Here is an 11,502-nt window from a genome sequence, read left to right on the forward strand (position 1 = left end):
TCACCAATTATTTTTAAATTTCTCAATGTCTCGACGCTGTTTTTTGTCAGGCTTGGTGATTGGTCTGGCAAGGTTTTGTAATTTGCGTTGCTCGGCAAAAAACTCACGGGTGGCAATGCTCTCATCTGTCTCATCGTACAGCGTTTGGGCGATGGTGGCATTGCCCCGATTGTCGGATAAGGCTTTGATAATTATCGTTTTTTGTTCTTGGACGCTGGCATGACCTTGACGAATGGTTAGCGTGTCGCCCACTTGTAGCTCTTTGCTCGTTTTGATTTTTTGACCGTTCATGTGAACCTTTCCGCCTTCTATCGCTTCTTTGGCAAGGGTGCGAGTGCGAAAAAATCGTGCCGCCCATAGCCATTTGTCGGCACGGACTTTATTTAGGGCTTGGGGTTCTTGATTGGTGTTTTTGTTTGTCATAAATTATCTCAACTATTTAAATAGGGCGTGTTGAATATTAGTATTTGCAATGAAAAATGAGANNTGATAGTCATTCTATCAGACAAATTTTATTATGAAAAACAATCCGACCACTTAATTTTAAAAATTAAGTAAAAAATCTTAAAATCACACAGTTAAGTGGTCGGATAGCCATTTTTCATGCAAAAATTGATAAAAGCGTTAAATTTTCATCTTATTTTATAAAATGTTATCAATGTTCAACACGCCCTAAAATGCAGTCCCAATTCTATCATTGTAGAGCGTACATAATCAAGCTCAATAAATTCTTGTTCAAGGCGTATTTGATTATTTTTGAGATGATGAAATAATGCCAACTGTGTGTCATTTAATCCTATTGGTGTATTTTCTATACTTTTTGGCTCGGGAACGATTTTATGGCGATGGGCGTTTAATATATCGTGATCCATCAATATAGGCACGATGTGAGACTGGCAAGTTTGTGCTTTTGCCAATATCGCCATACCCCATGTGTCTATATCGCCCCAATAATAGAGTTTTTTGTGTTGCCATGATTTATTTTTTAACCATGATAGATTATTGCCTGCTCCTAATATCATCAATGTATTTTTTAGTGTTGGCAATTGTTTTAGACTGTGTTTATTTTCAACGATTAAAATATTATCGCAAATAATTTTATCAGGGTCTAATTCATGGTGGGGAGCATAAATCTGTGAAAATGGCAAATACAAAGGCTCATCACAGCATTCGGATAATAACAGCCAATGGGCGTTATTATCCACGCCCAAAAAATGGGCAAGACCCACGCTTTTTACTTCATTGGCAAATCTTAATTCCAATAATTGCTCAAATAGATAAGTATAACGCTCAAAAAATTTACTGTCAAAATGACTTTTGTAAAGATAATGTTTTTCGGATTCTGCACAACGATTGATAATGGTATTGATGTCAAAACTTCTTAATGAATATCCTGCCATGATATGTTTGTCAAGATATTTTGCTAAAATAATAATGCTAACCATGGTGTCCACGGATTCATCATAGTATTTATCAGAAGTGATGATTAAGGTTAATTGATGAAAGGTTAAATCATCATGTTTGGATAAATGATGTTTGATATATTCGTGTTCTAATAAATCAATTACCCATGATAATTGTTTGGCGGTTTCTGTCTGTCTTATTTTTAATAAAAAAAGCCAGTCTTGATAAGAATTAAGTTGTAGATAATCAGGATAATCTACATTGCCTAAGGATTGATATTTTTTATTTTGCCAAATAAGTGCGATATTGCCATGATTTAAGATTTCTTTTTCAAAATTATGCCATATGATAAAATGCTCACGCACCATAGCCAAATGATTTTTTAAATCATTGGCGGTTGGCGTACCAATCTTGATGGTTATGGGATAATGATGATTTAACAGCCTGTCTATTCTTTTGGGTTTATTTTGCCAATCTTTGTGCAGAATATTGATAATATCATCAGGACTTTTTAAGCGTGTCATGATTGTTTTTCCTGATTTATTTTATCGGCTTCTTGTTGTAATCGCTCCCAAGAATAACTTTGAATGCTGGCATATTTACCCAATCTGTGTACCAATATCGCACTTTTGGTATATTGTCTTAATAGTCGCATTTCTTTATTTGGTGTAACAAATAAAGGATGTAAGCCAAATGCCCAAATTGCATTCACAATACGCCCTGCAACCACTTGCGAGCTTTTTGAAAAGGCTTCATCCAAAATAATGGTGGAGAATGTAGGTAGGCTCATGCCTTTTGGGTTTAGAGCATAACTTAAAGATGTGGTCAAAACATAACTGGCGATGATTTCTTTTTCACCGCCACTGCCACGCTGTGAGCCAACAAAACTGCTCAATTCAGTATCATCCATTCTGGATATGACCGAAATAGAAAACTGCAATCTAAACCGTGCGTCCAATAAAGAACGTGCCGATAATGTGTGTTTTTTATCCACGGCTTGACTTAATAAATCAATGAGCTGTTTTAGGGCTAAATAATGCCCTTCGGTATTGTCAGTTTTGATATTTAAATAAAAACCTTCTAATTTCTTTTTGGCTTGTTCAAATTCTAATAAAGACTGATGAATAACGGGTTTGGTATTTAATCTTAAATATTTATTTTTATCAAAATCCACACTTTTTAATACATGATTTAATTTGTCAATACGCTCTTTTATGTTGCCAACTTGATATTCAATGGCTTTTAATAATTGCCCCACGCTGTCAGTAGATGATGACACCAAATATTCATTAAACTTTTTCTCCTGAATAGGCAAGCCTTCGCTTTCTAAATAATCAAGCCGTGTCAAATACTCAGGCAAATCAATCATCTGTGTGCCACATTCGCTAAGACTGCCTGTATCTGCATTTTTGGCTTTTCCCATTTGTGAGACAATGCTTTTTTCATATTCATTTTTTTGTCGTTGATAATCGTCTTTTTGATGATTTAGCTTTTCATAAGATGCCAATCTTTCCTTGTCAATATTGTGAATATTGTCTTTATTGATTGGCGGGCAATACTCTTTTAAGGCGATAAAGTTTTTGTGAGTGATGATTTCTTTCATATTGATGTTATTAAAGAAATGGTTAATTTTATCAATCTCTTGGGTGTATTTTTTGATGTCTTTTTCATTTTCTTTTAACTCTACCATGATGTCTGTAATTAGATTTTATTGGTTGTTAATTTCATGGGCTAAGTCATCAATCTGTCTATTTAATTTTGCCAAATCGCCATCGGGTTTGGTTAATTTTTGATAATGACGATTGAGATTATTAAGTGTGTTTGATAATGAAATAACATCAATATCATCAAATGCCATGTCTTTTAATAATATAATACTTCGCTCTTTATTATTTAATTCTTTGATTATATCGGATAAATTCTGATATTGTTGATCGGCTATTTTGTATTCATCAGTTGATTGTTTTAATTTAGTGCTTAATTGATGAACCAAATTTTTATTATCAAATCCTGTTAGCCAATCATCTTTTAGGGATTTTTGGTCTTGTTTGTCAAAATAATGTTTTTTTATTGGACATCAAGCCTTCTTTAGTCATGGCGTGTGGGGTATGTTGCAGGGCATTGGTATCATTCACACAATGCCTATCAATGTCAGCCAATACATGAAATACTGATAATGACAAAGGATTGTCTTTAACGGTTAATTTATGAATAAAGCTGTCATGAAATATCTCTTTGTGAGTGGGTGTATTTGTGGCACTAAATAAACGCACGTGCAAACGATTTTGGCGATGATTTACCCATGCCAGTGCTGATTGTGTGAGATGTTCTGGCACAAATAATCTTAGGCGATGACTGCCAATGGCTCGCTCAATCGCCCCTTGCCATGCTTTGTCTTGCACTTCTATCAATTCTGCCAAATAATACAATTCATCACAAGCGATATTTAAATGCTCGGCAAGGCTCTCTTTAAATTTGATAAATTCTAAGGGAATATTAGATGTTTGTTTTTTGGCTTCATTTAATTGTGCGTTGATGTTTGTGATGTCATTTTGATGAGAGTGTCTTTTTGCACCGATTTCATGCAATTCTTGGGTTTTATTTTCAATGTTTTGACGAATTTGCTCTTGGATATTGGCTAATTGCTCTTTATTTTTCAAAAAGTCTTGTTGGCTGTCTTGATAAGTCAAACCAAAATAACGAATAAGCGAGAGATATTGCTTATGATATTTAGAAGTTTTATCAAGGTCTTTTTGGGTTTGCTCTATCTGTCTTTTTAGATGAGTAATGTCATTACCGCCTTTTTGATAATATTGGCTTTGTAATAACTCTTTTTGTTGTTTGGTATTTTCTTTTTCTTGTTCGGCGTGATTTAGTGTTATTTTTAATTGCTCATTATCTATTTTTAGTTCTTTTTGAATGTCATCATAAATACCATGAGCGTGATAGTTATACCAAATGGGCAAATAATCAATCAAAGTATTGATGTGCGTTATTCGATTGTCATTTTCTTGCCACTGTTTTTGTAGATTTCTAAGTGGCAATAAAGATTGTTGTTGTTTTTTGGCGGTTTGTACATCTTGGCGTATTTGACTTAAATCATCAAATTGCGTGATGATGTCATTAGCCTTTTCAAATAAAGACTCATCGTCTAATACCAATTCACGAAATATCTCATCAATGCTGTTTAATTGCTTTAAGCCCACGGTGCGATTTAATAATTTAAAGGCATTGTCTGATACATCAAAAAAGCTTTGGACTTTTGATAAATAACTGCTTTTGCTGTCAAATACATGAATATTGTCATGATTTTTAATCCATGCCTTAAAGCCACGTTTGCCACTTTGATGAAATTCTTGAATGTATTCTTTTAAAGAAAAATCATCATGAGAAAATATCCATAAATCATTTCTGTCTTTGGCGTGATTGCTATTACTGTCTATCCAAAAAATGGCGGTTAGTTGGACGGTATTTTTTGGTTGGTTTTGACTAACAAAAGTATCATCGCTAAATAACTCTTGCTGATAAATTTGTGTTGATGAATCTGTCTTAATGGGATAAAAATAAGCACGAATTGCCGTTATGGTTTTGCCTGTGCGATTGGTATCGTCTTTATCATCTGGATTGGCAATGCCACGAATATAACTCATCAAATCCCTATCGCTCTCATGTCCGCCTGTGGACGCAAGATTGTAATAAGGCTTGGCAACTAATAAAGTCATCAAGGCATCAATGAGTGTGGTTTTGCCACTGCCTGTTTGCCCAATAATCGCCGTGCCTTCTTTATCAATATGAGCGGTGTGCAATCCATAAAAACCGCCCCAATTATAGACATCTATTTGATGTAAAAAATAACTGCCATTATTCATCATATGCTCCATTTAGATTTTTTAATTGCATTAAAAACTGACCAAGATTTTCAGGATTTGCCAAATGGGCGATTAGGGGGCGAATGATAATTTTGCCTTGTTCGTCCATATCGCCAATAATGCCATAGTCTTTTAATTGGGATAATAAGCGTTTTAAAGAATCATCATCACTTTTTTCACTGCCACTATGATTGATGTAAGAAAAATATTGGTTTTTTAGGTCATCAAAATCTACCCAAACTGTATTTGTACCAACACCGCTTTGGCTTTCTATTTCCACAAATTTTTGTCTTAAAATTGCTATTAATAAAGACTGGTGCAAGGTTAATCTTTGACGGCGAATAAAAGGGTGCGACCACATTTTATCATAAGATGGTATTGGGCTATGACTATTATTGGTTGGATTGTCATCATGGTTATTTTCATCATGAGTTTCATGATTTGTCGTATCATCAATAATGATATCATAAATTTTTGATAGACACCAACATAAATAACACCACGAATATCGTCAATGTGCATTGATAAATCCATGATGGACAAATAAGCATTGATAAAGTCTATATTGCCAAATAGCTGTTGATAAATATTGGGCTTTTGATGTTTTTCTATATAGCCATGTTTTAATAAATCTTGGATGGCATTTTTTAAGGTTTGGTTGGTATCATAAAGAAATTGCGTATCCATAATAATCCTTTTTTAAATATCATCTAATGATAATTCATCAAAATGGTGCTTTTGCAAGGCGATAACAGGTACTTTAAATTGCCATAATTCATCATGATTTGTATTGCGTTTTAGAATAATATATTCATAAGTGTCCGATATGGATGATGTGCGACACGCCATTTCAATCCATAAAGCAATCGCTTCTAAATCGTAATTATCAGGTATGGGTAATTGTTGGTGTAAATCAGCAATGGATAAGGGTTTGTCTGATTGGGATAATAAGGCTTTGGTTTTATCAAACCAATCTTGCCTGTCTAATCCGTCCAAGGCTTGCCAAAATGATGAATCTACGCTGTTTAAATCAATGCTTTGATTATCTAGATTTAATTGATGATTGTCATCTGTTTTATATTCATGAATTAAAAAACACTCAATACTGGCAATTTTATTTAACTCAATGGCAATGGGTGGTAGATGACTTGGCGTGTGTTTGGTGCTATTATCTTGCCAATCTATATTGAGAGCTTCTTTAAATATTTGATTTAATAAATCGCCAACCCTGTGATGTTCGGTTGCCAAGCCTGTTTGGATAAAACTTCTAACGTCTTTTTCCATATTTTGTTTGGCACGAATGACTTGACTGGCTTCTTTATTTAAAGAGCTAATTAGCGTGGATAAATTGAATAATTGAGTGGGTGTTAGGCTATCTTGGCTAATGCCATATGCTACCAGTTGTTTTATTTGATGATTGAGTTCGTCAATATGATTATGTTGTAAGGCATGATTAAATCCTTGAAATACCCGACCTTCTGGCGTGCTAATTAGTTCATCATGATAATCCAATAACGTGTGAATTACCTGCCCACGATGATATTGTTCACGAATGACTTTTTCTCTTAGTTCTTTATCCATTTGCCGATAAGAATCTTCCACACGGCGAAAATCATGATATAGACTCATGGCAAGTTCATAGATATTTTGGAGTATTTCTTTGGATGAATGCGTATCTAATAATTCAAAATCGCCATTTTTAACATTGGTTAATTCTTGATGTAATAGGTTTATTTGTTTTTGGAGATATTGTTCTCTTTCTTGTTGATTGGGATTTAGGCGGATATAGGCTTTTTCTATTTCTGATTGGACGGTTTGTAATCTTGACGCCGTAGAAGTCATGACGGTATCATCTTCTAAGCCTTTGATAAAATAAATGGCTTTTTGTAGGGCATCGGTTGCAAAAACTTCATTAGACTTCTTTCCAAACCCTGATTTTTATGGATTTTTAAAAACTTCAACCCCAATACTTATAAGGGTTTATTTTTAGTTTGGAAAGAGATTTATTATTTCTTTCTATGATTAAGCCACGTTTTAGCCAATCTCTCTATTCTTGTTTGGCTAATGTGTGTGGGTCTTTATCAATCAATTCCTTGTCATGAATAAATTCATTAAAGCAATTGGTTAATAACTGCACCGCCATATCCATGGTGGGCGTTTGATTTTGGCTCATGAATAATTGTTCGGCACACGCCAAAATAATGGGAGCACGTTTGGCGGTTAATAATCGCCATGTGTCATTTCTTTGGAGTAATAAATGATAACGGCGTGATAGCGTTAAAGTGGGCGTATTCATGATAAGCGGATAATAAATGATTTATTATCATAGCATGATTGCATGATTTTGCAATGGCTAATCAAGGATTTTTATAACATCAAAAGTCTCAAACAATAACCACATTTTATCATCAAATACCCCAAACCGCTCAAAAAATTCTTGATGAGCCGTCCGCCAATAGGCAAGCGATAAATCGCCTTCACCTTCTTGGCGTGCCAACTTTTCGTCCACATCACAAAAGCGAATGATGAATTGGGCGGTGTTTTGGATAATACAGCGTGGGCGGTTTTGTCCGTCTGTGATGACTTGTAGGCTACCAACAGGGCAAACTGGCTCGTCCAAATGCCAATGCAGAGCGGTGCAAGTGGCTCGCTTTTTACCGTCTAGGACAAGCCCTATAAGCTCGTCCACCATTTGTGGACTGTCGCCAAATGACCAATGGGGCAGGGCGGTAATGTCTAAATTGTCGGTGTTGATATTGCCAAATTTGTCAAACATAAGTGCGTCCAATTTAAAAAATTGCCATTAGGACAACCCCGATGGCAATCATGATTTTATCAATTACATCTTCTCAACCGTCTTAATACCGAGTAAATCCAGCCCCGTTTTTAAGGTCTTAGCGGTCAAATCTGCCAGTTGCAGACGGCTATTTTTGGTGTCGTCATCTGCCGACAGTATCGGGCAGGCTTCATAAAACGATGAAAAAATGCCAGCGAGTTCATACAGATAGCCACACAACACATGGGGCGTACCGTCTTTGGCGACTTGGCGTAGGGCTTCTTCAAATTGTAGCAATTTGACCGCCAACGCTCGCTCTTTATCGTCCGTGATGACAATCTTACCTGTTAGCGTGTCAGGATTTACCCCTGCTTTGGCAAAAATAGAACGCACACGGGTGTAAGCGTACTGCATATAAGGGGCGGTGTTGCCTTCAAAGTTTAACATACTGTCCCAGTCAAACACATAATCGGTCGTGCGGTGCTTGGATAGGTCGGCATATTTGACCGCCCCAATGGCAACCGCATCAATAAGTGCCGTCCGCTCATCGGCAGTTACGTCTGGGTTTTTGCTGTCTATCAAGACGGTGGCACGGGCAACCGCTTCATCAAGCAGGTCGGCAAGTTTGACCGTACCGCCTGTGCGAGTTTTGAACGGTTTGCCGTCTTTGCCAAGCATCATGCCAAAATTGTGATGTTCTAATTTGAACGTATCAGGCACAAATCCGCCAAGCCGTGCAATCGCCCACGCCTGTGCCATGTGCTGGGCTTGGCGAGTGTCAGAATAGACAATGGCACGGTCAGCGTGCAAAGTGTGATAGCGGTAGCTTGCGGCGGCGATGTCGGTGGTGGTGTACAAAAATCCGCCGTCTTTTTTCTGAATGATGATACCCAGTGGCTCACCTTCTTTGTTTTTAAATTCAGGCAGATACACCACGGTTGCCCCGTCATCTTCTACCGCCACGCCTTTTTCTTTTAGGGTTTTGACGATATCGGGGAGCATGGGGTTATAAAGGCTCTCGCCCATGATGTCTTTGTCCGTCAAGGTTACGTTTAGGCGTTCGTAACTGGCTTGGTTTTGGCTCATGGTAATGGCAACGAGTTTTTGCCACATGGCAAGGCAATACTCATCGCCACTTTGGAGTTTGACCACATAGCCACGAGCTTTTTCAGCAAAGGCTTCATCATTGTCATAAGTCGCTTTGGCATCACGATAAAAGGCTTCTAGGTCGGATAGCTCCATGCCGGAGGCGTTTTCGTTTTGCATTTTTTCAAGGTAGGCGATGAGCATACCAAACTGCGTCCCCCAGTCGCCCACATGGTTGGCACGAATGACGGTGTCACCCAAAAATTCAAGCACACGCACCGAGCTGTCGCCAATAATGGTAGAACGCAAATGCCCAACGTGCATCTCTTTGGCGACATTTGGCGATGAATAGTCAATGACAACCGTCTCGGTGTGGTCGGACGTAATGCCCAAGCGGTCGGACGTGCGGGCGGTGCGGGCGGATTTGGCAAGAAAATCCTTGTCAAGAAAGATGTTGATAAAGCCCGGCCCTGCGATTTCTAATTTGTCGGCAATACCGCCCAAGGCTTGGCTGTTTGCCAACTCATCAAGCACTTTTTGGGCAAATTCTCGTGGGTTTGTGCCAAGTTTTTTAGCAACGCTCATCACGCCATTGGCTTGGTAGTCGCCAAATTGGGGCTTGCCTGATTGCTTGATGACAGGGTCGGTATCTTTGTTCGCCCCTGCGTTTATCATGGCGGTTTGTAGGTGGGTGTGAAGTAGGGATTGGATAGTCATGACGGCTCTTAAAGTGATGTTAAAATAGGGCGTGCCTACCTTTTGTATTTGCAATGAAAAATGAGAAAAATCGCCCGTTTTTCAAGGAAAAAGTGAGGTTTGATAGTCATTCTATCAAACGAGCTTTTGACGAAGAAAAACAAGATTTAGCCATTTTTCATGCAAAAACAGGGAATTATTTTTAAAATATTTGTAAATTTTAAATTGTGTTATAAAGGGTAGGCATGCCCTATATTATTATACTAAAAATAAAGCGGTTTTGGCAAAAATCATCACAAAAACGCTTGGGGCTAGTCTAGGCGTTTGCCTGTTTTGTCTATATGAAAGATTTCGCCATTTAGTCTCACTAGGGCTTTGCCATTTTTAAAATCCCAAGCATAATCATATTGAATAGGAATAATAACATTGCCTGTGTTATCAATATACCCCCTCTTATAATTTTGTTGTGCGATTGCCAGGCGTTCTAAAAACTCCCCGATATAGTCATATTGAATAGGCACAACCACCCTGCCTGTTTTATTAATATGCCCCCATTTGCCTTCTTGCTCTATATTTGCCAATCCTTCTGAAAAGCTCAAAACATTATCATAATGCATGGGAATAACCACTTCACCTGTTTTGTCAATAAAACCCCATTTGCCGTTTTGCTTTACATTTGCCAATCCTTCTACAAAAGACCAAGCATCATCATATTGAATGGGAATAACCACTTTACCTGTTTTGTCAATAAAGCCATATTTATTATTTTGTTCTACGAGTGCCAAGCCTTCTGAAAAACTGCGAGCATAATCATATTGAACAGGAATAACCACTTTGCCTGTTTTGTCAATAAAACCGTATTTGCTGTTATTTTTTGCAACCGCCAATCCGTCTTGCAAACAACCAGCTCCATCATACCCCGTCACCTGTGGTCTTTCACACGCCAAAGCAGGTAAGGATAAAAGGGATAGGGTGATGATAAGGGGGTTTAGAAATTTTTTCATAATTTTATCCTTTTAAAATAACTTTAAAAAATTGTCTTATTTGATTAGCCTGAACAATGGGTTATTTTGTTAATATTCATGGCGAGATTGCTTGTTGCTGTTTGGATATTTTCTTGATGATGTTGATTGGGGCTAATCTCATTATCCTTGCTGTCAAAATAGCCTGTTTGTATGCCAAATTTACCATTTGATAATTTATACACAATCTTGCTTAAAAAGCCTAAGGTATGTCGCCAAAACACTGCCAAGCCGTCATCATCTTCTGTAATATCATCATACCAAGTGGGTAAAATGGTTTGCTCTGGTTTATAAAACACGCCAAATTTGTCATGGTGCTTGATAATCATGAGCGTATCTGAAAAATCACGAATGTAGTCATATTCAATTGGTAAGACTTCTTTACCCGTGTTGTCAATCATGCCCGATTTGTCATTTTGCTCCACTTCAATCAACTCATCATCAAGACGTTCTGTTTTGTCATAAATGGTAGGAATGACGATACTGCCTGTTTTGTCGATATAGCCGTATTTGCCATTTTGCTTAACTTCTGCCATACCCCTGACAAATTCCCCCGCATAATCAAAGATTAAGGGAATGACCACCTTACCTGATTTGTCAATAGACTTCTTTCCAAACCCCGATTTTTGTGGATTTTTAAAAACCTCAA

13 protein-coding genes and 1 pseudogene are annotated in these 11,502 nt (G+C 37.3%); 1 reads left to right on the forward strand and 13 read right to left on the reverse strand.

What is annotated here, in order from left to right; translation table 11 throughout:
- From B5J94_RS12665 to argS, 11 genes and pseudogenes are all read right to left on the reverse strand, one after another.
- Positions 1 to 423, reverse strand: a complete 423-nt coding sequence (locus tag B5J94_RS12665; RefSeq protein WP_062498988.1) for an RNA-binding S4 domain-containing protein — start codon at positions 421 to 423, stop codon at positions 1 to 3.
- A 239-nt stretch (positions 424 to 662) separates the two neighbouring features.
- Positions 663 to 1,928 (reverse strand): Wadjet anti-phage system protein JetD domain-containing protein, encoded by a 1,266-nt coding sequence (locus B5J94_RS12670; protein WP_062500596.1) that lies wholly within the window; start codon positions 1,926 to 1,928, stop codon positions 663 to 665.
- On the reverse strand, positions 1,925 to 3,094 hold the full coding sequence (locus B5J94_RS12675) for an SbcC/MukB-like Walker B domain-containing protein (RefSeq protein ID WP_062500599.1): 1,170 nt from the start codon (positions 3,092 to 3,094) through the stop codon (positions 1,925 to 1,927). Before B5J94_RS12675 ends, B5J94_RS12670 begins: the two co-directional genes overlap by 4 nt.
- 18 nt (positions 3,095 to 3,112) lie before the next feature.
- Positions 3,113 to 3,397 carry a hypothetical protein gene (locus B5J94_RS13985; RefSeq protein WP_143822001.1) on the reverse strand — a complete coding sequence of 95 codons (285 nt, stop codon included), beginning with the start codon at positions 3,395 to 3,397 and terminating at the stop codon, positions 3,113 to 3,115.
- A gap of 58 nt (positions 3,398 to 3,455) precedes the next feature.
- Positions 3,456 to 5,273, reverse strand: coding sequence for an ATP-binding protein (locus tag B5J94_RS12680; RefSeq protein WP_062500600.1), 1,818 nt, complete (start codon positions 5,271 to 5,273; stop codon positions 3,456 to 3,458).
- On the reverse strand, positions 5,266 to 5,595 hold the full coding sequence (locus tag B5J94_RS12685; protein WP_062500602.1) for a DUF4194 domain-containing protein: 330 nt from the start codon (positions 5,593 to 5,595) through the stop codon (positions 5,266 to 5,268). The genes B5J94_RS12680 and B5J94_RS12685 overlap by 8 nt, the downstream gene beginning before the upstream one ends.
- Positions 5,596 to 5,597: 2 nt before the next feature.
- A complete protein-coding gene (locus B5J94_RS12690) occupies positions 5,598 to 5,960 on the reverse strand; it encodes a DUF4194 domain-containing protein (protein ID WP_062500605.1) in 363 nt (120 codons plus the stop codon).
- Positions 5,961 to 5,972: 12 nt separating this feature from the next.
- Positions 5,973 to 7,175 (reverse strand): annotated as a pseudogene (locus tag B5J94_RS12695) (DUF3375 family protein); the annotation flags it as partial.
- Positions 7,176 to 7,320: 145 nt separating this feature from the next.
- On the reverse strand, positions 7,321 to 7,569 hold the full coding sequence (locus B5J94_RS12700; protein WP_062501527.1) for a DUF3375 family protein: 249 nt from the start codon (positions 7,567 to 7,569) through the stop codon (positions 7,321 to 7,323).
- Between the two features lie 57 nt (positions 7,570 to 7,626).
- Positions 7,627 to 8,049 carry an ASCH domain-containing protein gene (locus tag B5J94_RS12705; protein ID WP_062501528.1) on the reverse strand — a complete coding sequence of 141 codons (423 nt, stop codon included), beginning with the start codon at positions 8,047 to 8,049 and terminating at the stop codon, positions 7,627 to 7,629.
- 63 nt (positions 8,050 to 8,112) lie between these two features.
- Positions 8,113 to 9,852 (reverse strand): arginine--tRNA ligase, encoded by a 1,740-nt coding sequence (gene argS, locus B5J94_RS12710; protein ID WP_062501529.1) that lies wholly within the window; start codon positions 9,850 to 9,852, stop codon positions 8,113 to 8,115.
- 53 nt (positions 9,853 to 9,905) lie between these two features.
- On the opposite strand from argS, the gene B5J94_RS15065 reads away from it, so the two are divergent.
- On the forward strand, positions 9,906 to 10,037 hold the full coding sequence (locus B5J94_RS15065; protein WP_265734272.1) for a hypothetical protein: 132 nt from the start codon (positions 9,906 to 9,908) through the stop codon (positions 10,035 to 10,037).
- Positions 10,038 to 10,142: 105 nt separating this feature from the next.
- On the opposite strand, the gene B5J94_RS12715 is transcribed toward B5J94_RS15065, so the two are convergent.
- Positions 10,143 to 10,835: a WG repeat-containing protein gene (locus B5J94_RS12715; protein WP_062501673.1), complete on the reverse strand. Its 693-nt coding sequence runs from the start codon at positions 10,833 to 10,835 to the stop codon at positions 10,143 to 10,145.
- A 44-nt stretch (positions 10,836 to 10,879) separates the two neighbouring features.
- On the reverse strand, positions 10,880 to 11,502 hold a 623-nt coding region (locus B5J94_RS12720), incomplete at its 5' end, for a WG repeat-containing protein (RefSeq protein WP_169838812.1).

Origin of the sequence: Moraxella lacunata, assembly GCF_002027545.1 — a bacterium.
GTDB lineage: Bacteria > Pseudomonadota > Gammaproteobacteria > Pseudomonadales > Moraxellaceae > Moraxella > Moraxella lacunata.

Excerpts from the sequence above, each read along its gene's own strand:
- B5J94_RS12700 (WP_062501527.1), bottom strand. The coding sequence starts at position 7,569 with ATGAATACGCCCACTTTAACGCTATCACGCCGTTATCATTTATTACTC.
- B5J94_RS12670 (WP_062500596.1), bottom strand. The coding sequence starts at position 1,928 with ATGACACGCTTAAAAAGTCCTGATGATATTATCAATATTCTGCACAAA.
- B5J94_RS15065 (WP_265734272.1), top strand. The coding sequence starts at position 9,906 with ATGAAAAATGAGAAAAATCGCCCGTTTTTCAAGGAAAAAGTGAGGTTT.
- B5J94_RS12675 (WP_062500599.1), bottom strand. The coding sequence starts at position 3,094 with ATGGTAGAGTTAAAAGAAAATGAAAAAGACATCAAAAAATACACCCAA.
- B5J94_RS12715 (WP_062501673.1), bottom strand. The coding sequence starts at position 10,835 with ATGAAAAAATTTCTAAACCCCCTTATCATCACCCTATCCCTTTTATCC.
- argS (WP_062501529.1), bottom strand. The coding sequence starts at position 9,852 with ATGACTATCCAATCCCTACTTCACACCCACCTACAAACCGCCATGATA.
- B5J94_RS12680 (WP_062500600.1), bottom strand. The coding sequence starts at position 5,273 with ATGAATAATGGCAGTTATTTTTTACATCAAATAGATGTCTATAATTGG.
- B5J94_RS12665 (WP_062498988.1), bottom strand. The coding sequence starts at position 423 with ATGACAAACAAAAACACCAATCAAGAACCCCAAGCCCTAAATAAAGTC.
- B5J94_RS12705 (WP_062501528.1), bottom strand. The coding sequence starts at position 8,049 with ATGTTTGACAAATTTGGCAATATCAACACCGACAATTTAGACATTACC.
- B5J94_RS12690 (WP_062500605.1), bottom strand. The coding sequence starts at position 5,960 with ATGGATACGCAATTTCTTTATGATACCAACCAAACCTTAAAAAATGCC.